Genomic DNA, 22,630 nt, shown 5'->3' on the forward strand with positions numbered 1-22,630 from the left:
AGGCAGGATGGCGCGACGGCCGTCGGGGATTCCGCAGTATAGCCGGCCAAATCGCGCCCGTCGGCGCCGCCCCGCGGTGGCTTCAGCGGTGCCCGTTTCGCGGCGCCAGCAGCGCGGCGGTGATGCCCGCCTCGGCCAGGTGCGCCGGCAGCGCGCGGCCCAGCGCGAGGTGCGCGCAGGCCTCGCCCATCGCGGCACTGGTCTGGATGCCGTAGCCGCCTTGCGCGGCCACCCAGAAGAAGCCTTCCGCATCCGGCGCGAAGCCGCCCACCAGGTCGCCGGTTGCGCCGACGAAGCTGCGCAGGCCGGCCCAGCTGCGGGTGGGCCGGCTGATCGTCATCGTGGTGGCCTGCTCGATGCGGTCGATGCCCAGCGCGATGTCGAGATCCTCCGGCTGCACGTCGTGCGGAGGCACCGGGTCGGCGTTGGCGGGCGAGCCCAGCAGCAGGCCTGCATCGGGCTTGAAGTAGAAGCTCTCCTCGGCATCGATCACGAAGGGCCAGTGCGCCGTATCGAGGCCTTTCGGCGGCTCGAACAGGAAGGCGGTGCGCCGCTTCGGCTGCAGGCCCAGCGGCGCCACGCCGGCGAGGCGCGCCACCTCGTCCGCCCAGGCGCCCGCGGCATCGAGCAGCAGCGGAGCGCGGTACACCGTCTCGCCGCAATCGACGTTCCACTGCCCTTCTGCACGCTCTATGGCACGGATGGCCACGTCCACGCGCAGCGTGCCGCCACGCTGGCGCAGGCCGCGCAGGAAGCCCTGGTGCAGTTCGTTGACGTCGATGTCGGCGGCGCCGGGTTCGAGCATGCCGATCTGCGCGGCTTCCGGCTTCAGCACCGGCACCATCGCATGCACCTCGGCGGCGTCGAGCAGGCGCAGGCCGCGGACGTAGGGGCGATTCGCCTCGTACATCGCACGCACCGCATCCGCCTGCGCGGCGCTGCCGATCACCAGCGTGGGGCGCTGCGTCAGGATGGGATGCTCGGCAAAGCCCTCCGGCGGATGCTCGAGGAACGGCCTTGTGGCGCGCGACAGCGCCCGCACCTGCGCCGAGCCATAGGTCTCGCTGAACAGCGCCGCGGAACGCCCGGTGGAATGCATGCCCGGCCACGCCTCGCGCTCCAGCACCAGCACGCGCGCGTGCGGGGCCATGAACCACGCGACGGAGGCGCCGGCCATGCCGGCGCCGATGACGATGGCGTCGAAGTCGTTTGCCTGCATGTTCAATCCTGTTTCGTGTTGCCTTCCCCGTCTGCGGGGATAGCGTTGGAGGTGTCGTTGCGCGATTGCCGTGCCACCACGCTGGCCACGGTGAGGTCGGCGGTGACGTTGCCCAGCGTGGCGAACACGTCGGGCAACGTGTCCACCGCCAGCATCAGGCCCAGCGGCGCCAGCGGCACGCCCATCGCCTGCGCCACCGGCAGGTTGGTCGCCATGAAGGTGACCTGGCCGGGCAGACCCACCGAGCCCAGGCTGATCACCACCGCCAGCGCCGCACCCGCCGCGAGCTGCGCCGGCCCCAGGTGGATGCCGCTGGCCCAGGCGATGAAGCAGGCCGAGGCGATGTACTGCACCGGGCTGGTGAGCCGGCACAGCGACACCGCCATCGGCAGCGCCAGCGCGGTGACCTGGGTCGGATAGCCGAGTCGTCGTTCCGCGCTCTCCAGCATTGCCGGCAGCGAGGCCAGCGAGGACTGCGTGCTCGCCGCCACCGCCTGCGCCGGTGCCAGCGCGACGACGAAGCGGCGCAGCCGTTCACCGCCCCACAGCACCGCCACCGGCAGCATCAGCGCGGTCACCGCCAGGTAGAGCAGGATCTCGGTCAGCACGTACACGCCCAGCGCGCGCACCATGCCCAGGCCGGCGCGGGCACAGACGGCGAGGATCAGCGCGAACACGCCCAGCGGCGCCAGCCACAGCACCCAGCGCACGATCGCGATCATCGCGTCGGCGATGGCCTGGAAGAACTCCACCAGCAGGGCGCGCCGCGCCGGCTGCAGCTGCGTGAGCGCGAAGCCGAGGCACAGCGCGAACACCACCAGCGGCAGCATCGCGCTCTGCGCCGCCGCCATCAGTGCGTTGCTGGGCACGATGCCCTCGAACCAGGTGGCCCAGCCCGGCGCGGCGGCCACCGGCGCATTGGCGGCATGGCCGCTCAGCACGGCGCCCAATGCCGGATTGTGTGGGAACAGCGCCAGCAGCGGCGGCGCGAGCAGGGCGGCGACTGCCGCGCCGAGCGCAAGCACCACGATGATGGCGACGAGGGTGCGCCGTGCGATGCGCCCGGACGCCGCCGCGTCGCTGGCGGTGTTCACGCCCACCACCACCAGCGCCAGCACCAGCGGCACCACCGTCATCTGCAAGGCGTTCAACCACAGGTGGCCGATCGGCTGGGCGACATCCGCCGCCCCCGCGGCCCAGCCCGGAGCCCAGGTCGCAAGCGCCAGGCCGGCCAGCGCGCCGGCCGCGAGGCCCAGCAACACGCGGTTGGTGGCGCTCATCGGCTGCTCCGCACGGCCGGCAACTGCCAGGTTCTGCGCAGGCGCGCGTATTCGTCCCGCGGCAGCAGCACGAACACCGGGTGCGCCTGCGGTTTCAGCCACTCCAGCAGGCGTTGCATGGTGCCGGGCGTCATCGCGGTGCAGCCGGTGGTGCCCGTGGTCGGCGACGACCACAGGTGCGCGAAGATGCAGCTGCCGCCGTTCGGCACGCCATCCGGGTTGTGCCCGATCACGAAGCCGATGCGGTAGGCCTGGTCGCCGTGGAAGTGCAGGTCGCGCCGCATCGGTTCGCTGGCCCCCTTCAGCGCCGCCGCGCCCACCTTGGCTGTGTCGGCGATGCGGTTGTAGAGCGGCGTGCCGCTGACATCCATGCAGTAGTCGGTGGCGGTGAGCGCGCGGTAGGGCATCGCCGTGTCCGCGTGGGCGGCGTAGCCGAACGCGGTGCCAATGCGGAACACGCCGGCCGGGCTGCGGCCGTCGCCTTCGCGCTTCTGCGGGCCGCCGTGCCGCGCCGGGTTCAGGCCGATGCCCCAGGCCGAGCCGCTCCGGCCGATCACCACCGGCCACGCCTTGCCCACTTCGTGCCACGCGCTGCCGTGGTCGCGCTGATAGGTGCGCAGCGTGCCTTCGATGGTGTTCCAGTCGGGAACGGTGACCAGCACCATCTGGTCGGCGTTGGACCAGGCGCCAGTCGGGTCATTGGCGGCTGCGGCGTTGCCCGCGAAGACCAGGCCGGCGATCAGCAAGGGGATGAGGCGGTTGCGCATTACACGGAATCCTCCAACGAAGACCCCTCTCCCGGCGGGAGAAGGGCCCAGGCCTGCGTGGCGAATGGTCGCCTTCACGACTCCAGCACCTGCTGGATGCGCTCCAGATTGGCGACGAGCTGCGCATGGCGCGCGTCGTCGCCTTCACACAACTGCACGAACAGGATGTCCAGCAGGTGCTGCAACGCGGACTGGTAAAGCAGCGACTGGATGTACGGCCGCTCGTCGTGCGCGGACACCAGCAGGGCGGCGTCGGCCAGCGCGCGCAGCGGGTTGGCGCTGTGCCGGGTCACGCTGACCAGCATGCCGCGGCTTTCGCGGAAATGCCGGCCGATCTTGCACAGCGCCGGCTGGTTGCCAAACTCGGAGAACACCAGCAGCACGTCGTCGGCACCGGCGGCGGAGACGCTGGCGGTCATCCGCGCGAGGTCGAAGTTGTGCACCACGGGCAGGCCGAGCAGTGCGAGCTTGTAGGCGAAGCCGCGCGCATGGACGTCGTCCTCGCCGAGGCCGATGAGGAACAGCTTGCCGCTGCGGCCGGTCTTGGCCAGGGCCCTGGTCACCGCGGCCAGCGCCTGCGGCGGGTTGATGAGGCGCGTGGCCTCCTCCGCCTCGGACTTGCGCCGCCACAGGCCGGTGGCCGGCGATTCCGCGGCCTCGCCCCGGACCTGCGCGGCGGCTTCCACGTCGTCGCCGTTGTCGGCGCGGGCGATCGCCTCGCCCACCGAATACTTGAGGTCCGGGTAGCCCTTGAAGCCCAGCTTCTGGGTGAACTTCACCACGCTGGACTGGCTGATGCCCAGCGCGTTGGCGAGCTGCTGCGAGGAGTAGTCGCGCAGCAGCTGCGCGTTGTCCAGCACGAAGTCGGCGATGCGGCGCTCCACCGCCGACATCCGGTCGCGCTCGGAGCGGATCTTGACCAGGGGCGACATGTCAGGAGGCAATGCCGGTTTCCAGCCCGCGGATCTCGCGGATGCCCAGGCCCGGCGCGTCCGTCACCGAGATCTCGGACTCGTTGAAGATCACGCCGCCGTCCACCGGGTTGAACTGGCACAGCGAGGGACCGTCCAGATCCACCTTGGTGATCGCGTTGGACTTGGCCACCGCCACGTGCACCGCCGCCGCCACGCTGATCGAGGTTTCCAGCATGCAGCCGATCATGCACTCCACTCCATGCAGGGCGGCGATGTCGGCGATGCGGATGGCGTTGGAGATGCCGCCGGTCTTCATCAGCTTGATGTTGATGATGTCGGCGGCGCGCAGGCGGATCAGCTCGATCACTTCCATCGGCCCGAACACGCTCTCGTCGGCCATGATCGGCGTGTGCACGCGCTCGGTGACGTAGCGCATGCCTTCCAGGTCGCGCGCCTTCACCGGCTGCTCGACAAGTTCCAGCTTGATGCCGGCGTCTTCCAGCGTCTGCAGCGCATAGACCGCCTGCTTGGCGGTCCAGCCCTGGTTGGCGTCCAGCCTCAGCAGGGCGCGGCCCTCCACCGCGGCGTAGATCGCCTTGACGCGATCGATGTCCACGCCGATGTCCTTGCCCACCTTGATCTTCAGCGACTCGAAGCCGCGCTCCACCGCGGCGACGGAGTCGGCCACCATCTTGTCGATGTAGTCCACGCTGATGGTGATGTCGGTGGTGATGACGGGATCGCCGCCGCCCAGCAGCTTGTACAGCGGCGCGCCGTAGAGTTGCCCCCACAGGTCGTACAGCGCGATCTCCACCGCCGCCTTGGCGCTGGTGTTCTTCTCCATGGCCGACTGCACCAGGTGGGTCAGCCGGTTGAGCTCGGCCACGTCCTGGCCGAGCAGGCGTGGGGTGATGTAGTGGCGGATCGCGTCCATGATCGAGCCGTGGGTGTCGCCGGTGATCACCGCCGTGGCCGGCGCCTCGCCGTAGCCCACGTGGCCACTGTCGGTATGCACCATCACCACGATGTCCTCGACCTGGTTGACGGTGCGCAGCGCGGTCTTGAACGGCGTCTTCAGCGGCACCCGCAGCATGCCGAACTGGATGTCGGTGATCTTCATGAGGTGGCTTTCATCCTTGGTGATTGTGTTTTGTATTCGTGCGCGCGTGCCGCGTGGACAGAGCGGTTTCGAGCGCCTATCGGCGCCCGAGTCACTTTTCTCTGCGTGGCCAGAGAAAAGTAACCAAAAGAGAGGCCACCCCGATGGCGCGCCCTCCGGGCATCCTGCCCTGCGGGTGCGCGGACGGGTTGCGGGGTTTTCCGACGGCACATCCATGTGCCGTCGGTAAACTGGCCGGCTTCCGGCCGGCCATCCTGCGGACTTTTCCTCCACCCGCCCGCCGCGCCATAGGGGCCCCGGCTAGAGCAGCGCGCTCCAAGCGCGCACTTTTCAAAAGAGCCGAAGCGTCGCACGTTTGCGGTGCTTCGGCTTTTGCCTTTGCTGTTGCTTCTGGCGCGCACGATGCGCGCGTGCTTTTCACGGGGCCCCTCGGCGACGGTGAGACGGGGACGAAAAGGTCCCGCAGGGGGCGTTGCCATGGATGGCAACGCCATTTCGACCGGGCAGGAGCCCGGCCGAAAAGCCCGACCACGGCTCACGGACTTTCCGTCCATGGGCGGACGGAAAGCGTCGCCGCGGGGGGTCGTTTTCTCTTGGCTACTTCTCTTTTGGACAAGCAAAAGAGAAGTAGCTCGCGCCGCGGCAGCGGGGCGAAACCGCTCTGAAACTTGCGTAACGGAAAAAGCAAAAGCGCCCTCTCCCCCAACCCCTCTCCCGCAAGCGGGCGAGGGGGGAGGGCCTCGGGGCGGAATGGCGAACATGACTGGAATCGCAGGGGATTCATCGCCGGATGCGCACGATGCTGGTCATGTGGTCGATGAAGGTGGAGCCGTCCCTGCCGTAGAGCATCGGCAGCAACGGCGTCACCGACACCGCGTTGAGCTTGACGTGCGCGGTGGAGCCGTCGGCCTTGCGGTAACTCATGCCCAGCACGTCGTGGATCACCCATGGCTGCCCCTGCCACTGGCCCAGCACCATCATCACATGGCCGGGGATGTAGACCAGGTCGCCGAGCCGCAGCTGCATCGCCGCCTGCAGGCGCACCGCGTGGCTGTCGGCGGCGGTGAACAGGCGGTGTTCCAGCGCGGGGCTCCGGGCCTGGTCGCCGGTGTTGCGCGGCATCTGCACGCCGAGGCTGCGGTATACGTCGGAGACGAAGCCCGAGCAGTCGCGGCCGTCGTACGAATGGCCCCAGCCATAGCGCTCGCCGAGGAACTTGAACGCCTGGGTGATCAGGTTGCGCGGCGTCAGCGGCAGGTAGTCGGCGGCGGTGTCGGTGTTCTTCTGCAGCAGCGCAGGCACCAGGGCCACGCTGCCGTCGGCCTTGCGTATCGGCAGTTGCAGCGTGTACGCGGCATACGGCGTCTGGCCGTTCACCGGCTGGTCGGGCGGCAGCGTGGCGAGCAGCGGCACGCGCGTGCCCATGTCCAGCTGCAGTTGCGACACCGCCGGCTGCTCGGGCGTGAACACGGTGCGCACGCTGGCGCCGGTCACGACGCGATACGGCGTCCTGGCGGCGTAGGCCAGCACCACGTCCTTCGCGCCTTCCGCCACGTACTGCTTCTGCATCCACGCCGCGTAGCGCGGGCTCACCACGAACAGCCACTGGCCGTCGCGGCTCGCATGCACGATCGCCACCGGCGTGCCTGGGAACTCGGCGCTTTCCTGGAAGCGGTCGATGTCGTGGTCGTCGTCGCTGCTGAACACGCGCAGCGTGGTGGGGAAGGTGCGCAGCGCGGCGCGCTCCACCACCAGGCCATAGCGCACCGTGGTCTGCGCGGGGATCGCGTCCAGCGCCACGTCGTCCACCACCTTGTCCAGCGTGGCTGCCGGTACCGGCTGGCCATGCTCGTCGAACAGCGCATGCGCGGGCCGCTTCGACATGTGCCCGATCCATCCGGCCACCTGCGCACGCGGCAGCGTGGCGGGCAGCGCCGCGAGATCGTGCATGGTGGGGTCGAGCTTGAGCAGCTCCGCGTTCTCCGCGTCGATCTCCGCGCGGGTGAGGATGTCCTGGTCGGCATGCGCCTGCAGGCCGATCCAGAACGCCGGCGTGAGCTGCGCATCGCCCACGCCGAGCACGCCGCTGGGCGGAATCGGCAAGGCGCTCGCGGGCACGTCGCGCGCCAGCAAGGGCACGCTGGCCACCGCGAGGGCGAGAACCAAAGCTGCGAGAACCGGACGCTTCATCGTTTCACCCCTTCGCCCGCGCATCGCGGGTAGCGACGGCACGCCCACGCAACGACACCGAGGAATATTTGATTCCAGGAAATTTCGTTTCCAGCATAAATTATTGACCACCATTTGCAAGCGTGCTACACAACCCGTTGGGGAAGCATCGCGGGGTTCTTTCAGATGGCGAACGTGGCAACCGCTCCACGCCGGGCAACGCGCCTGCTGCTCGTGCTGGCCCTGCTGGCCGCGCCCTGCGCCATGGCCTGGGCCGCCGATACGCCAACCGGCATCGCCGCGCTGGTCGATGCCGGCCAGTTCCAGGCCGCCGACGCCGATATCACGCAGGCCTTGAACCGGCCCGGGCTCGACGCCGCCGCACGCGACGCGCTGCTGTTCCAGCGCGAACGCATGCGCCGCATCCGTTACGACTTCTCGCTCGACGCCGACGCGCTGAAGGCGCGCATCCGCAAGCAGGTGCCCGACCTGCGCGACGACGAGTTCCGCGACTGGGACGAGCACGGCCTGCTCGAACGCATGGCGATCGACGGCCGCGTGATGTACTTCAAGCGCGACGCCTCCAACATCTTCCGCCTCAGCGCCAAGGCCGCCGCGCGTCGCGCCCATCCCGCGCCGTTCGACGACGACCCGATGGGCGTGCTGAACGATTACCACCGCGAAGTGCGCGCGGCGGCGCTGCAGGAAAACCGCAGCAGCGTGCTGCCGCACCGCGTGCGCATCACCCAGACGCTCACCGTGGACGCCGACGCGGTGCCGGCCGGCAAGACCGTGCGCGCGTGGATTCCCTACCCGAAACCGCTGCCGGGCCAGCAGGACGACATCCGCTACGTCAGCAGCGATCCGTCGAGGCACGAGATCGCGCCGGGCGCCGCGCCGATGCGCACGGTGTATTTCGAGAAGACCGCGCAGGCCGGCAAGCCCACCACGTTCTCGGTCACCTACGAACTCACGCTCTCCGCGCAATACCACGTCATCGATCCGGCGAAGGTGGTGCCCGCGACGATCACGCCGGAACTCTCGCCCTACGTGGCCGAGCGGCCGCCGCACCTGGTGTTCACCGAACAGCTGCGGCTGTTCTCGCGGCAGGTGGTGGGCGACGAGAAGAACCCCTACCGCATCGCGCAGAAGCTGTTCGCCGCGGTGGACGAGATCCCGTGGGCGGGCGCGCGCGAGTACTCCACCATCCCCGACCTCAGCGACTACACGCTGCACGCCGGCCACGGCGACTGCGGCCAGCAGACCATGCTGCTGATCGCCCTGCTGCGCCTGAACGGCATTCCCGCGCGCTGGCAGTCCGGCGCGATCTTCGCCGACGGCGGCTACAACGACATCCACGACTGGGGCCAGCTCTACCTCGCACCCTACGGCTGGGTGCCGATGGACGTCACCTTCGGCCGCCTGCATCCGGGCGCACGGGCCAAACCTGGCGACGGCGCGCTGGAGTGGTTCTACCTCGGCGGGCTGGACGCCTGGCGCGTCGCCTTCAACAGCGATTACGGCCAGGGCTTCGTGCCGGCCAAGCACGCCTTCCGCTCCGACAACGTGGACTCGCAGCGCGGCGAAGTCGAATGGAGCGGCGGCAACCTCTACTACGACCAGTGGCACTACGGCTTCAGCTGGACGTCGGCCGCGCAGCACTAGTCCCCACAACGATCCTGCATGAACACACAAACCACGGCCGCCCCGCCTTCCACGCATTTCGACGGCGTGGACCTCGCCGCGCTCGCCAGGCGCTTCGGCACGCCGCTTTACGCCTATTCGGCCAATGCGATCCGCCAGCGCATCGGCGGCCTGCAGCAGGCGCTGCACGGCATGGACGCGACGATCTGCTACGCGGTCAAGGCCAACGGCAACCGCGCCATCCTGGAACTGATGGCGCAGGCCGGGCTGGGCGCGGACATCGTCTCCGCCGGCGAACTGCAGCGTGCGCTGCGCGCCGGCATCCCGCCCGCGCGCATCGTGTTCTCCGGCGTGGGCAAGAACGACGACGAGATCGCCGAGGCGCTGGCCGCGGGCATCCAGCGCTTCAACGTGGAATCGTTGGACGAACTGCACGCCATCGAGCGCATCGCCGGCGAGCGCGGCGCCACGGCGCGCGCGGCGGTGCGCATCAACCCCGACGTGGACGCGCTCACCCACGCCAAGATTTCCACCGGCAAGTCGGAGAACAAGTTCGGCGTGAGCATCGCCGAGGCGCGCCGCTGGTTCGATGCGCGCGCCACGCTGCGGCACGTGCGGCTGGACGGCCTGCACGTGCATATCGGCTCGCAGATCCTCTCGCTGGAGCCGTACCGCCTCGCCTTGCAGCGCGTGGCCGCGTTCTGGCGCGAGCTGCGCGACGCCGGCCATCCCGTCGCCAGCATCGACGTGGGCGGCGGCCTCGGCGTGCGCTACCGCGATGGCGACGTGCCGATCGCGCCGGCCGATTACGTGGCGGTCATCCGCGAGGCGCTCGCCGGCTTCGACGGCCGCCTGCTGCTGGAACCCGGCCGCTACCTCGTGGCCGAGGCCGGCGTGCTGCTGACGCGCGTGCTGCGCGTCAAGCACGGCGAGGCGCGCGACTTCCTGGTGCTGGACGCGGCGATGAACGACCTCGCCCGCCCCAGCCTGTACGACGCCTGGCACGACATCGTGCCGGTGTCGGACGAAGTGCGGCCGCAAGCCGTCTACGACGTGGTGGGCCCGGTCTGCGAAACCGGCGACACCTTCGCCCAGGCCCGCCCGATGCCCAGCTGCGCGGCGGGCGACCTGGTGATGATCCGCGCCACGGGCGCCTACGGCGCCTCGATGGCCTCGACCTACAACTCGCGGCCGCTGGCCGCCGAAGTGCTGCTCGACCACGGCCGCCACGCGCTGGTGCGCCGGCGTCAGACGCTGGATGAAATGCTCGCCGGCGAGCAGTCGGCCGGGCAGTGGGAGACGACATGAAACGCGCCACGCACATGAAGCCCCCTCACTCCTGCGGGGAGAGGGCTGGGGTGAGGGGCCAACCTCGCCGCCACCCCGCATCGCTGTGCAAGGTACTGCTCGGCCTTGCATTCAGCATGCCTTGCGTCACCGCTTTCGCCGCATCTGCTTCCACACCCACACCACCCGAATCCCGCACCTACGACCACATCCTCGACACCGTGGTCGCGCGCTACCACCTGCCCGGCATCGCGCTCGGCGTGATCGAGCACGGCAAGGTGATCTACGTCGCCACGCGCGGCGAGACCGTGGCCGGCTCGGGGCAGAAGATCACGCCGCGCACGCTGTTCGAGATCGCCTCCAACAGCAAGGCGATGACCACCGCCCTGCTCGGCCGCCTGGTGGACCAGGGCAAGCTGCGCTGGGACGATCCGGTGACGAAATACCTGCCCGACTTCCAGATGTACGACCCGTGGGTCACGCGGAACATGCGCGTGGCCGACCTGCTCACGCATTCCAGCGGCCTGCCCGAAGGCGGCGGCGACCTGATGCTGTGGCCGGAGCCGAACAGCTTCACCCGCGCCGACATCATCCACGGCCTGCGCTACATCAAGCCCGGCTACAGCTTCCGCTCGAAGTACGAGTACGACAACCTGCTCTACGTGGTGGCCGGCGAGGTCGCCGCCGCCGCGGGCGGCGCGCCCTACGAAACGCTGATGCATCGCGAGGTGTTCCAGCCGCTGGGGCTTTCGCGCTGCCAGGTGGGCGAGTGGAACCGCGACACGGTGGGCGACGTGGCCGCGCCGCACGCGCGCGAGGACGGCCGCAACATCCCGCGGCAATCGGGCAATCCGGTGATTGCGGCCATCACTTCCGCACCCGCCGGCGGCATCCGCTGCGACCTCGACGACATGCTGACCTGGGCGCGCAACTGGCTGGTGCCCACGCCGGCGCAACTGAAGTGGCTGTCGGCGAAACAGCGCCGCGTGCTGCAATCGCCGCACATGCTGATCCCCGTTTCCGAGCAGCGCCGCGACTGGGACGACAGCCACATCATGGCCTACGGCTACGGCTGGCGCATGACCGACGTGGACGGCACCTGGACGGTGTGGCACACCGGCACGCTGAGCGGCATGTACTCCGAACTGATGCTGCTGCCCGACCAGAAGGACGGCTTCGTGTTCCTCATCAACGGCGAGGCGGACGCCGCGCGCACCGTGCTCGGCGAAGCGCTGCTCAAGCACTTCACCAGGCCGGACGACACGCGCGACGTCACCTGGTACGCGGACGCCCAGCAACGCGCCGACGAGCAGGCCAGCAAGCGCGCCGCCGCACCCGACACATCGAAGGCCGTGCCCGTTGCGCCCGCCGCATTGGCGGCATGGACGGGACGCTACCGCGATCCGTGGCTGGGCGACCTTGCGCTGTGCCCCAGCGGCGACCGCGTGCATTTCGCCGTCGCGAAATCGCCGCGGCTCAACGGCGACGTGATGCGCCTCGGCAAGCGCGACCTGGTGCACTGGAGCAGGCACGGCATGGACCCCGACGCCTGGCTGGACTTCCATCCCGCGCAAGGCGGGCAACCCGCCACGCTGACCATGGCCAAGGTCGATCCGCTGGGCGACTTCAGTTCCGACTACGAAGACCTGCACTTCGTGCGCACCGGGGATTGCCCGTGAAGCCGCACCTGCCGCTCGCCATCCTGCTCGCGCTGCCGTTCGCGGTGCGGGCCGACGGCCCGCCGCCGCGACTCTCGCCCGCGAAAACCGCGGCGGAAGCGAACCTGGTGGACATCCGCAGCCTGGTGCCGGACATCGCCGAGGACATCAAGTACGCCGGCAGCGACAACTTCGTCGGTCGGCCGGTACACGGCTACCTCGCGCCCAAGTGCCTGCTGCTGCGCCCGGCCGCCGAGGCGCTGGCGCGCGTCGAACACGAGCTGCGCGCGCAGCACGAGCGGCTGGAGCTGTGGGACTGCTACCGTCCCGCCCGCGCCGTGGCGGACTTCGTGCATTGGGCGCACGACCTGTCCGACCAGCGCACCAAGCCGCGGCACTATCCGGACCTGGACAAGTCCAAGCTGCTGGGCGACTACATCGCCCCCGTCTCCGGCCACAGCCGCGGCGCCACCGTGGACCTCACCATGGAACGCTGCGACTCCCACGATACGCACTGCACGCCGCTGGACATGGGCACCGGCTTCGACTGGTTCGGCGTGCGCGCCCACACCGACGCGCCCGGCATCGGCGCCGCGCAGCTCGCCAACCGCCACCGCCTGCGCGCGGCGATGGAACGCGAAGGCTTCCGGAACTACACGCTGGAGTGGTGGCACTACACGCTCACGCCCGAGCCCACGCCGCATACCCTGTACGACGTGCCGGTGCAATGAACACCCCATCCTCGCCCCGTCCTGTCCGAAGCCTCCCATCTCCCTCCGGGAGAGGGTGCCGACCTGCAGGCGCTGAGGCGCCTGCGGAGCGGCGAAGCCGGCCCCGCAGGAGTGAGTGCCATGGATGGCGCGAATCCAGGCGGGTGAGGGTACGGGCGAAGCCAGACGTTGCGGCGGTGCCGAACCCTCACCCCAACCCCTCTCCCTCGCTCCTCAAAGCACGGCCATCCATGGCCGTTCCCCGCGTCCGAGGGAGAGGGGCTAGAGCACTAACGCCCGGAGGCTCACCATGCGTCTCGCCGCCCTCTTCGCCTTGTCGCTGCTGGCCGCCGGCACTGCAAGCGCTACCACCACCGCCGACGCCATCCGGCATGCCAACCGCCTGATGCAGAAATACACCGGCGACGTCCCCGGCGCCTCGCTGCTGGTGATCAAGGACGGCAAGCCGCTGCTCGACCGCGGCTACGGCATGGCCGACCTGGAACACCACGTCGCCGCCACTTCCGCCACCGACTACCGGCTCGCCTCGGTCACCAAGCAGTTCACCGCCGCGGCGATCCTGCTGCTGGCGCAGGACGGCAAGCTGAAGCTCGGCGATTCGATCCGCCACTGGCTGCCCTCGCTGCCGGCCTTCACCGACCGGGTGACGCTGGGCGAGCTGCTCTGCCACACCGGCGGCCTGCTCGACTACGAGGACCTGATCCCGCCCGGCACCACGAAGCAGCTCGACGACGGCGACGTGCTGCGCATGATCGCCGCCACCACGCACGGCTACTTCCCGCCCGGCAGCGCCTACCGCTACAGCAACACCGGCTTCGTGCTGCTCGGCTTGGTGGTGGAGAAGGCGTCCGGCCTGTCGCTGCAGGATTTCCTCGCCCGGCGCATCTTCCAGCCGCTGCACATGGACCACACCCTGCTCTACGTGCACGACGACAAGAGCGTGCCGAACCGCGCGTACGGCTACAGCGAGACCGGCGGCCGCTGGCAGCGCACCGACCAGGACCTGACCAGCGCCACCCGCGGCGACGGCGGCATCTATTCCAACATCGACGACCTCGCCAAGTGGGACGCCGCGCTCTACGACAGCCGCCTGCTCAGCGACGCCTCGCGCAGGCTCGCCTTCAGCCCGCACGCGAAGGTCGTGGGCGAGCCCTACCAGGCCGACTACGGCTACGGCTGGCGCATCACCGGCGACACGCTGTGGCATTCCGGCGAGAGCATCGGCTTCCGCAACGTGATCGTGCGCTGGCCGAAGCAGCACCTCACGGTGATCCTGCTCAGCAACCGCAACGACCCCGAGCCTTACCGCACCGTGCTGGCGATTGCCGAGCCGTTCCTGCATTGATGGTCACCGCCTTCACCCCCAGCCCCCTCATCGTCATTCCAGCGAAAGCTGGAATCCAGTCAGATGACTCGTGCGAAGCACGCTAAATCGGTTTCGTGTGCCGCGCACAAGTCGTTTGACTGGATGCCAGACCTTCGTCTGTTGAAAAGCGCCTCCGGCCTGCGCCGGAATGACGAGCAAAAGAACAAAACCGTGAAGCCCACCGCCATGCGCCAGACACTGTCCACGCCCCGCCTCCTGCGCACCGCCGCCCTGCTGCTCCTGCTCGCGCTGCTCGCCGCCTGCGCCCACGCGCCGCCGCGCAACCCGCTGGCGACCTGGGTGCCCTCGCCGAACCACGACACCCGCCGTCCGGTGCTGATCGTGCTGCACTTCACCGAGCAGCAGTCCGTCGCGCAGAGCCTGGACACCTTGCGCACGCGCAACAGCGGCGGCCCGGTCAGCGCGCATTACCTGATCGGCAGCGACGGCCACATCTACCAGCTGGTGCCCGACCAGTGGCGCGCCTGGCAGGCGGGACCGGGACGCTGGGGCACCATCACCGACCTCAATTCCGCCTCGATCGGCATCGAGCTGGACAACGACGGCCACACGCCGTTCGCCCAGGCGCAGATCGCCAGCCTGCTGCGCCTGCTCGCCGATCTCACCACGCGCCTGCACATTCCGCCCACGCAGATCATCGGCCACGAGGATCTCGCCCCCGGCCGCAAGGTCGACCCCGGCCCGCTGTTCCCGTGGCAGCAGCTCGCCGAGGCCGGCTTCGGCCGCTGGCCGCGCGGCCCGCTGTGCGACCCGCCGCCCGGCTTCGACCCGTGGATGGCGATGGCCGTGGTCGGCTACGCGCTGGACGACCGCGCCGCCGCCGTGCGTTCCTTCCACCATCATTTCCGCGGCATGCAAGGCGACACGCTGGACGCGCAGGACCTGCGCATCCTCTACAACCTCGCGCAGCAGATCGAACCGAGCGCCAACACCTGCACCGCGCCGTCGCCGCAGGCGACGACGGGTTGAGCCGGCGCCGGACAAGCCGTCATGCCCGCGCATGCGCGCTCTTGCCCGTCATCCCGGCGCAGGCCGGGATCCAGTAGCGACCACCCTTGTCCGAGCCGCACGGCTACTGGATGACCAGACCTTCGTCTGTTGAAAAGCGCCACCGGCCTGCGCCGGAATGACGACCCAGGTAAGTGGTCGCCACCGGCGGAAATGGAGCACCTCGCGCATGCGGCGTGGGCATGGTGCCACTCCACTTGCCCGGCACTGCCTCAAGGGCGGACCAGCACGCCCGCGGTATAGCTCTCCACCAGCAGGCTGAAAGGCCGGTTGTCCTGCGTGTACAGCAGGGCGCGGTGCTGCAACACGTGGGGCGGGATCGCCAGCGGGGTTGTGCTTGCCGGCGGCGGCGCCACGCCGCTGTCCCAGCCCGGCGGCAACGATGACCACAGCAGATCGGCGGAAAGCGTCTGGCGGCGGAAATGCAGCGGCCGCACCACCTTGCCGAACGGCACGTCGGTGGTGTCGAGCGTGTGGTTCATCGCCGCCGTCAGCCGCGACGGCACGTACCAGTTGTCGGCATCGGAAAGCACCGTGTTGCCGCAGGCCAGTTGCACGCGGCGGTAGCGCACCGGTTCGCGCGGCCCGATGCCGAGCAGGGCGCGTCCGTCAGGAGGCAGCGGCTTGTCCGCGCCCTGCACGCGATGCGCCACCACCTGCGCCGGTGCCGCCAGATGATGCGCGCCGCACCAGTGCTCCAGGGTCAGCGTGGCGCTGGGATGGCTCAGCAACTCGGCGTTGAGCGTCTGCAGCTCGGCCAGCGCCTGCGTGCGGGCGAGCGGCGTGTCCGGCCAGCCGCCTCGGGCGAAGGCAGCCGGCACCACCGCCATCGCGGCGCACGCCACGAAGCTCCACGAGCAGGCCCTCACAGCCCCTGCGCCGCCTGCGCCACCGCGCGGAACAGCGCACGGCCCTTGTTCATCGTCTCCTCCCACTCGGCGGCGGGGTCGGAGTCATAGACGATGCCGGCGCCGGCCTGCACGTGCAGGCGCCCGTCCTGGATCACCGCGGTGCGGATCGCGATGGCGGTGTCGGCGTCGCCCCACCAGCCGATCCAGCCGATCGCGCCGGCGTAGATGTTGCGCTTGTACGGCTCCAGCTCCTGGATGATCTCCAGCGCGCGGATCTTCGGCGCGCCGCTGAGCGTGCCGGCCGGGAAGGTGGCCTTGAGCACGTCCATGTAACTCGCGTCCGGCCGCACCCTGCCCTCGACCTGCGAGACGATGTGCATCACGTGCGAGTAGCGCTCGATCGCGAACGAGTCGCTCACCTCGACGCTGCCCGTCTCGCTGATGCGGCCGATGTCGTTGCGGCCCAGGTCGATCAGCATCACGTGCTCGGCGCGCTCCTTCGGATCGGCCAGCAGCTCGGCTTCCAGCGCCCTGTCCTCTTCCTCCGTGGCGCCGCGCTTGCGCGTGCCGGCCAGCGGGCGCACCACCACCTTGCCGTCCTTCAGCCGGGCGAGGATCTCCGGCGAGGAACCGACGATCTGGGTGTCGCCCAGGTCGACGAAGTACATGTACGGCGACGGGTTCAGCGCGCGCAATGCGCGGTACACGTCCACCGGCCGCGCGTTGAAGCGCACGCTGAGCCGCTGCGAGGGCACCACCTGGAAGATGTCGCCGGCGCGGATGTACTCCTTCGCCTTCTCCACCATCGCCTCGAACTCGGCCCTGGTGAAGGAGGACTTGAAATCGCCCTCGTCCAGCGCGACCGACTGGGTGAGCTGCGGATACGCCGCGCCGCCCTGGCGCAGGCGATGCACCAGCGCATCGAGCCGGCGCTGCGCGGCGGCGTAGGCCTGCGGCTGCGCCGGATCGGCGTGCACGATCAGGTACAGCCGGCCCTTGAGGTTGTCGAACACCGCCACTTCCTCGGCCAGCATCAGCAGCACGTCGGGCGTGCCCAGCTCGTCGGCGCGGTCCCACTGGGCCAGCCGGGGCTCGATGTAGCCAATGGTCTCGAAGCCGAAGTAGCCGACCAGGCCGCCGCTGAACGCGGGCAGCTGCGGCAGGCGCGGCACGTCGTATTGCTGGCGCAACTTCTCGATCTCGGCCAGCGGATCGCCGAGATGGCGGCGCTCGGTGACCTCGCCCGAATCCTCCACCTCCAGCTCGTGCCCGCGCAGCCGGTATACGCGCTTCGCCGGCAGGCCGATGATCGAATAGCGCCCCCAGGTGGCGCCGCCCTCGACCGACTCGAACAGGAAGGTGTACGGGCCGTCGGCCAGCTTCAGGTACACCGACAGCGGCGTGTCGAGGTCGGAGAACACCTCGCGCACCAGCGGGATGCGGGTGTGGCCTTGCGCGGCCAGCGCGTCGAAATCGCTACGGGAGATCACGGGGGAACGATCCAGCGGGGATGAATGGCAGACAATAGCAGGGCGACCCGGCCGGCGTATGGACGTCCGCAGGCGAAGCGGTCAGAGCCGTTGCCGCGGCATGCCGTGCAGGCGCAGGCTGAAAGCCACGCCGCTGCCGTCGTCGAGATTGCGTGCCACGGCGACGCCGCCGTGGCGCTCGGCCACCAGGCGCACCACGTACAGGCCCAGGCCCAGATGCGGCGCATCGCCGGGCGTGGCCTTTTCGCGCAGGCTCACCAGCGAATCGAACAGGCGGCCCTGCATCGCCGCGGGCAATGGCGGCCCCTGGTTGGCCAGCTCGATCTCGGCGCCGCCGTCGACGGCGTGCAGGCTCAGCCGCAGCCAGCCGTCGGGCGGGGTGAACGAGAGCGCGTTGTCGAACAGCTTGTCCAGCGCCTGCGCGATCGGTTCGGGCGCGCAGTGCAGGTGCAGCGGCGCATCGGGCAGTTCGCAGTCCAGCCGCCGCGCGCCGGCCAGCGGACGGTAGGCCTCGGCGCAGCCGCGCACCACCTCGCGCAGGTCCACGTCCTCCGGTTCGGCGGCGGCGATCGCGCGCTCCATGCGGCTGGCCTCGCTCATCGCGCGCACCAGGGCGCCCAGCCGCGCCACGCCGTCGCGGGCGCGGGCGAGGTAGGGCTGGGCGTCGGAAGGAAGCTCGGCATGTTCGAGGTTGTCCAGCGAGGACTTCACGATCGCCAGCGGCGTGTTGAGCTCGTGCGAGAGCTTGGAGGCCAGCGTGCGCAGGTAGTCGGTGTAGCCGCCCACCGCCTCGAACAGCCGCTCGAAGCTGCGCGCGAGGTCGCCGATCTCGTCCGGCGCGTCGGTCATCGGGAAGCGGCCGCGCTCGAACAGGCCGTCCAGGCGTCCATCGGACAGCTGCGCGCGCTCGGCCGCGTTGCGCAGCCGCCCCAGCCGCAGGCTGATCCGGGTGGCGAACAGCAGCAGGATCGCACCGGCCACCAGCAGCACGCCGAAGCTGGTGAGCAGCAGGCCGAACAGCGCGCGATTGGCCAGCAGCGGCACCGCGCGGCTGGCCTGTTCCAGCAGCAACACGCCGACCGGCTTGCCGTCCTGCTCGATCGGCACCGCCGCGGAAAGCACCACGCTGCCGCGCTCCTCGCCGCTGCGCCACACGCTCACCGGCTGGCCGGCGCGGGCACGCAGCACCTCGGGCGTGTCCAGCCGCGGCACGTCCTGCGCCCACAGGTTCGCGTCCTCCAGCCGGGTGGCCAGCAGCGAACGGTAGACCAGCGCGGCGAACCAGCCGGGCTGGCCGTGCGCGCCGGGCGCGCTGTCCAGCTTGCCGCTGCGCGCCAGCAGCCAGCCCTGCGGCGACAGCACGCGCGCCTGCACGCGGTCGGGCGCGAGGCTGGCCAGTTCGGTGGAGAGCGCGCTCGAATAGTCCAGCAGCGGCCGCATCTCCGCGGCCGTGCGGTCGCCGCCATCCACGGCCACGTAGGCGCCCACGCCGATCGTGGCGAGGCCTAGGCTGCGCGGCAGGCGCAGCTCGACGCGGAAACCGCTGCCGTCCTCCTGCCACTGCGCGGGGAATTCCGTGGGCAGGCCGGCCGCCGCCGGCCCCGACGCCCGCGCCGTGATCGCCCCGGGGGCGTCGCTTTCCAGCAGGTAACGCTGCGTGCCGGCCGCGTTGCCCAGCACCAGGTTGAGATGATCGGCGGCCAGCGCGTTCGCGCCATCCTGCGCGTCGGCGCGGGTGCGCCGGGTGTCGCGCACCTCGACGTACAGGTACAGCCCGCCCGCGTCCTCGGCCAGCAGCAGCTTGCCGCGTGCGCCGAACGGCTGGCTCCACGGCGTCAGCGGCGCCCAGTCGTCGCCGTAGCCGTCCACGGTGATCGGGTTGACCGCCTGCTGCACGTACCATGCCGCATCGCCCTGCGGCAGCGGCGCATGCGTCACCACCAGGCTGCGTGCCACCGCGCGCGCCGAGGCGAGCAGCGCCTGCGCCTGCCCCTCGCGCAGCAGCGCCTCCATCTGCCGCACGTACAGCCAGCCGGCCACCGGCAGCGCCAGCGTGCACAGCGCGACCAGCAGCAGCTTGCGGCGCAGGGTCATCGTGTCGTCAGGGCTTCTTGGCCGCGGGTGGCGCCACGTAGCGCTGGTAGCGCGCGTCCGTCGCCACCCGCATGAAGGCATCGAGCAAGGCGCGCTGCGTGGTGTCGGCCGCGGCGAAGCTCATCGACCAGCTGAGCCGGATGCCGCTGGCCGTGCCCGGGTCGCAGAACACCACCACGTCGTCGATGCGGTCGCTGCCCTCGTACATCACGCCCTGGCAGGGCATGTGCGGGTTGTGGATGCGGATGCCGGTGGCCTTGCCCGCCTCATCGCGCTGCAGGTACTGCTTGCGGTCGGCGGCCAGCTCGTCCGCCAGCGTGGCCAGCTTGCGCGGCCACACGTTGAGCACCATCACCCGCGCGGGCTTGCCGGTCCATTCACCCTGGTAGAGCACGGCGTCGACGCCGATCGCCCGTGCATAGGTGCAGCAGTCGCGCGTCCAGCCGGGCGGGCTGGCCACCGCGATCGCCCAGGCCGGCGCCGCGCCGTCGCGCACGCCGTGGGCCAGCACGTCGCCGCTGGTCGCGGCGCGTGCTGCGGCGAACGACAGGAACAGGGCCAGCGCCAACACACCTCGCGGCACCGCGCGCAGGCTCACGGCTTCCACCGGTAGCCCACGCCGTGCACGGTCTCGATCGCGTCGAACTCCGGCGCCACCGCGATGAACTTCTTGCGGATGCGCTTGATGTGCGAGGTGATGGTGGCGTCGTCCACCACCAGTTCCGCCTCGCGCATCAGCTGGTCGCGGTTCTTCACGTGGCCCGGAAAGCGGATCAGGGTGTGCACCATCCAGAACTCGGTGACGGTGAGCGGCACCTCCGCCCCGTTCCAGGTGATGCGCATGCGCTCCGACTCCATCTTCAGCGGACCGTGCTCGATCACCGTCTCGCTGGCCGCCGGCGCCTTCAGCGACTCGATGCGGCGGAACAGCGCGGCGATGCGCGCGGCGAGTTGGTGCAGGCTGGTGTCCTTGCTGAGGTAGTCGTCGGCGCCCAGGCGCAGGCCGGAAATCACGTCGAAATCCGAATCGCGCGCGGTGAGGAAGATGATCGGCAGCGTGGCGGATTTCGCGCGCAGCTCGCGGCACAGGTCGAAGCCGCCTTCCGGCTCGTCGCCGAGACCGATGTCGATGATCACCAGCTCGGGCAACCTGATCGCGAACGCGTTCGACGCCTCCTGCCGCGAGCGGTAGCCGCGGGTGTCGTAGCCGAAGCGGTTGAGCGCCTCGACGTAGTTGGCGCGGATCAGCGGTTCGTCCTCGACGATGGCGATGCTGCGGCCCATGACCTGCTCCTCATTGCAATGGCGCGCAGCGTGCTATGTGCGCGCCGATGGCGCAAGCCGCGCATCCGCGCTGCCCGCGTTTTGCCACAAACCGGCGGCAAGCGGCCCCAGCCCCGCCGCCCGGGCGGCCGCGCCGGGACGTGAGATGCATCCAACGCCCACCGGAATGCCGCCATGACCCGCAACGATGCCGCCGACCGCGATCCCAACGCCGAACTGCGCAGCTTCGAGCCGCTGCGGGTGACGCTGGCGCTGGGCGCGCTGCTGCTGGGCCTGCTGCTGGGTCTGCACTGAACCGGCGCCCACACCATCAGCCGTGGAAAGCGTGATGCGGCCGGGGCACAGGGAAGTGTCCCTGCCGCGGGGCGCAACACGGCGAATCCAGGGCAACGGTGAGACTGAACCCATCCCATCCTCCACATGGTGGTTCCTTCATCCCCTCCGCGCGAGGGGATTTTTTTGCGATGCCTGTGCGTTCGTCCATGAACGCGAAGATCAAACTGGCGGCCATCCATGGCCGCACTCTTCAAAAAAAAGGTTCTTCACCCGAGGCCGCGAAAGGTCGCCCTTCGGGCCATCGCTGGCGCGATGTCATGTCGCCCCGGGCGATTTTTGCGGGAACCAATCGGGGGGAGCCCGGTCAGATTGAATGACCGGCGCCACATCCATTGCCGTGGATGGCACCGATACGGTTGCCGACCTCCCCTCCCTGGCCACCGTATCCGCGCCACGGTGCCGGTCGATGGTGTCTCCTCGCACGTCATGCAATGACGTTTGTCCCGGCGTGGCCATCGTCACGCCGGGACTTTTTGCACCGGCCATCCATGGCGGGCGCCCTTCGGGCCACCGCTGGCGCGATGTCAAGATCGCTCCAGGCGATTTTTGCCCCAGGGACTCAGCCGATCGCCGCACGCATCGCGGCGATTTCCGCGCGGTAGTCGCTGGCGTGGAAGATCGCCGAGCCGGCCACGAAGGTGTCGGCGCCCGCGGCCGCGATCGCGCCGATGTTCCCGGCGGTGACGCCACCGTCGATTTCGAGCCGCACCGCCAGACCGCGCTCGTCGATCATGCGGCGCACGCGGCGCAGCTTTTCCAGCGCCATCGGGATGAACTTCTGGCCGCCGAAACCGGGGTTCACCGACATGATCAGCACCAGGTCGAGCTTGTCCAGCACGTAATCGAGGCAATCCAGCGATGTGGCGGGGTTGAACACCAGGCCGGTCTGGCAGCCGGAATCCTTGATCAGCCCGAGGGTGCGGTCGATGTGCTCGCTGGCCTCGGGGTGGAAGCTGATCAGCGTGGCGCCGGCCTTGGCGAAGTCGGGCACGATGCGGTCCACCGGCTTCACCATCAGGTGCACGTCGATCGGCGCGCTGATGCCGTACTTGCGCAGCGCCTGCAGCACCATCGGGCCCATGGTGAGGTTGGGCACGTAATGGTTGTCCATCACGTCGAAATGCACCCAGTCGGCGCCTGCGGCCAGCGCCGCGGCGGTGTCCTCGCCCAGCCGGGCAAAGTCGGCGGCGAGGATGGAAGGGGCGATGATCGGGTTCTGCTTGCTCATGGCGATTCCGGTGTGTCGACAGGATGGTGCCTGGCGGATTGTAGGAGCAACTGTCTTCACCCCGGGTTGGGCACTCTCCATTCGGTGCGGTCACGGGCCATGGCGTTGAGGCGGGTGAGGAGGACGCGCATGCAGGCGGTGATGGCGACCTTGGCGCACTTGC

19 protein-coding genes are annotated in these 22,630 nt (G+C 69.8%); 7 read left to right on the forward strand and 12 right to left on the reverse strand.

Annotation, left to right across the window (positions count from 1 at the left end):
• Positions 1-82 precede the first annotated feature (82 nt).
• The 6 genes from ABQJ56_RS15935 to ABQJ56_RS15960 form a co-directional block, all read right to left on the reverse strand.
• Positions 83-1,219: an NAD(P)/FAD-dependent oxidoreductase gene (locus tag ABQJ56_RS15935; RefSeq protein WP_367846007.1), complete on the reverse strand. Its 1,137-nt coding sequence runs from the start codon at positions 1,217-1,219 to the stop codon at positions 83-85.
• Between the two features lie 2 nt (positions 1,220-1,221).
• Positions 1,222-2,499, reverse strand: a complete 1,278-nt coding sequence (locus tag ABQJ56_RS15940; RefSeq protein ID WP_367846008.1) for a dicarboxylate/amino acid:cation symporter — start codon at positions 2,497-2,499, stop codon at positions 1,222-1,224.
• Complete coding sequence (locus ABQJ56_RS15945; RefSeq protein ID WP_367846009.1) at positions 2,496-3,266, reverse strand: L,D-transpeptidase family protein; 771 nt, start codon at positions 3,264-3,266, stop codon at positions 2,496-2,498. Before ABQJ56_RS15945 ends, ABQJ56_RS15940 begins: the two co-directional genes overlap by 4 nt.
• 74 nt (positions 3,267-3,340) lie before the next feature.
• A complete protein-coding gene (locus ABQJ56_RS15950) occupies positions 3,341-4,198 on the reverse strand; it encodes a MurR/RpiR family transcriptional regulator (RefSeq protein WP_367846010.1) in 858 nt (285 codons plus the stop codon).
• A gap of 1 nt (position 4,199) precedes the next feature.
• Positions 4,200-5,300: a dipeptide epimerase gene (locus tag ABQJ56_RS15955; RefSeq protein ID WP_367846011.1), complete on the reverse strand. Its 1,101-nt coding sequence runs from the start codon at positions 5,298-5,300 to the stop codon at positions 4,200-4,202.
• Between the two features lie 780 nt (positions 5,301-6,080).
• Positions 6,081-7,490, reverse strand: a complete 1,410-nt coding sequence (locus ABQJ56_RS15960) for a C40 family peptidase (RefSeq protein WP_367846012.1) — start codon at positions 7,488-7,490, stop codon at positions 6,081-6,083.
• A 243-nt stretch (positions 7,491-7,733) separates the two neighbouring features.
• Here ABQJ56_RS15960 and ABQJ56_RS15965 point away from each other — a divergent pair, with 243 nt between their 5' ends.
• The 6 genes from ABQJ56_RS15965 (at position 7,734) to ABQJ56_RS15990 (ending at position 15,145) form a co-directional block, all read left to right on the forward strand.
• Positions 7,734-9,134, forward strand: a complete 1,401-nt coding sequence (locus ABQJ56_RS15965) for a transglutaminase-like domain-containing protein (protein WP_367846022.1) — start codon at positions 7,734-7,736, stop codon at positions 9,132-9,134.
• 18 nt (positions 9,135-9,152) lie between these two features.
• Complete coding sequence (gene lysA / locus ABQJ56_RS15970) at positions 9,153-10,421, forward strand: diaminopimelate decarboxylase (RefSeq protein ID WP_367846013.1); 1,269 nt, start codon at positions 9,153-9,155, stop codon at positions 10,419-10,421.
• Positions 10,422-10,537: 116 nt separating this feature from the next.
• A complete protein-coding gene (locus tag ABQJ56_RS15975) occupies positions 10,538-12,079 on the forward strand; it encodes a serine hydrolase (RefSeq protein WP_367846014.1) in 1,542 nt (513 codons plus the stop codon).
• A gap of 20 nt (positions 12,080-12,099) precedes the next feature.
• Complete coding sequence (locus ABQJ56_RS15980) at positions 12,100-12,789, forward strand: M15 family metallopeptidase (RefSeq protein ID WP_367846023.1); 690 nt, start codon at positions 12,100-12,102, stop codon at positions 12,787-12,789.
• A 289-nt stretch (positions 12,790-13,078) separates the two neighbouring features.
• Positions 13,079-14,134 (forward strand): serine hydrolase domain-containing protein, encoded by a 1,056-nt coding sequence (locus ABQJ56_RS15985; protein ID WP_367846015.1) that lies wholly within the window; start codon positions 13,079-13,081, stop codon positions 14,132-14,134.
• A gap of 207 nt (positions 14,135-14,341) precedes the next feature.
• Positions 14,342-15,145 (forward strand): N-acetylmuramoyl-L-alanine amidase, encoded by an 804-nt coding sequence (locus ABQJ56_RS15990; RefSeq protein WP_367846024.1) that lies wholly within the window; start codon positions 14,342-14,344, stop codon positions 15,143-15,145.
• Positions 15,146-15,396: 251 nt separating this feature from the next.
• On the opposite strand, the gene ABQJ56_RS15995 is transcribed toward ABQJ56_RS15990, so the two are convergent.
• From ABQJ56_RS15995 to pdsR, 5 genes are all read right to left on the reverse strand, one after another.
• Entirely contained in the window at positions 15,397-16,029 is a 633-nt protein-coding gene (locus tag ABQJ56_RS15995) for a hypothetical protein (RefSeq protein ID WP_367846016.1), read from the reverse strand.
• A 20-nt stretch (positions 16,030-16,049) separates the two neighbouring features.
• Positions 16,050-17,525, reverse strand: a complete 1,476-nt coding sequence (gene trpE / locus ABQJ56_RS16000; protein ID WP_367846017.1) for an anthranilate synthase component I — start codon at positions 17,523-17,525, stop codon at positions 16,050-16,052.
• 81 nt (positions 17,526-17,606) lie between these two features.
• Positions 17,607-19,619 (reverse strand): ATP-binding protein, encoded by a 2,013-nt coding sequence (locus tag ABQJ56_RS16005; RefSeq protein WP_367846018.1) that lies wholly within the window; start codon positions 19,617-19,619, stop codon positions 17,607-17,609.
• A 7-nt stretch (positions 19,620-19,626) separates the two neighbouring features.
• Positions 19,627-20,211: a hypothetical protein gene (locus ABQJ56_RS16010; protein ID WP_437343446.1), complete on the reverse strand. Its 585-nt coding sequence runs from the start codon at positions 20,209-20,211 to the stop codon at positions 19,627-19,629.
• A 2-nt stretch (positions 20,212-20,213) separates the two neighbouring features.
• Positions 20,214-20,903, reverse strand: a complete 690-nt coding sequence (pdsR, locus tag ABQJ56_RS16015) for a proteobacterial dedicated sortase system response regulator (protein WP_367846019.1) — start codon at positions 20,901-20,903, stop codon at positions 20,214-20,216.
• A gap of 482 nt (positions 20,904-21,385) precedes the next feature.
• Between pdsR and ABQJ56_RS16020 the strand changes: the two genes are divergently transcribed.
• Positions 21,386-21,556, forward strand: coding sequence for a hypothetical protein (locus ABQJ56_RS16020; RefSeq protein ID WP_367846020.1), 171 nt, complete (start codon positions 21,386-21,388; stop codon positions 21,554-21,556).
• 242 nt (positions 21,557-21,798) lie between these two features.
• Here the strand turns inward: ABQJ56_RS16020 and rpe are convergent, their stop codons facing one another.
• A complete protein-coding gene (gene rpe, locus ABQJ56_RS16025; RefSeq protein ID WP_367846021.1) occupies positions 21,799-22,467 on the reverse strand; it encodes a ribulose-phosphate 3-epimerase in 669 nt (222 codons plus the stop codon).
• Between the last annotated feature and the right edge of the window lie 163 nt (positions 22,468-22,630).

Origin of the sequence: Rhodanobacter geophilus (assembly GCF_040812275.1) — a bacterium.
Classification (GTDB): Bacteria; Pseudomonadota; Gammaproteobacteria; order Xanthomonadales; family Rhodanobacteraceae; genus Rhodanobacter_A; species Rhodanobacter_A geophilus.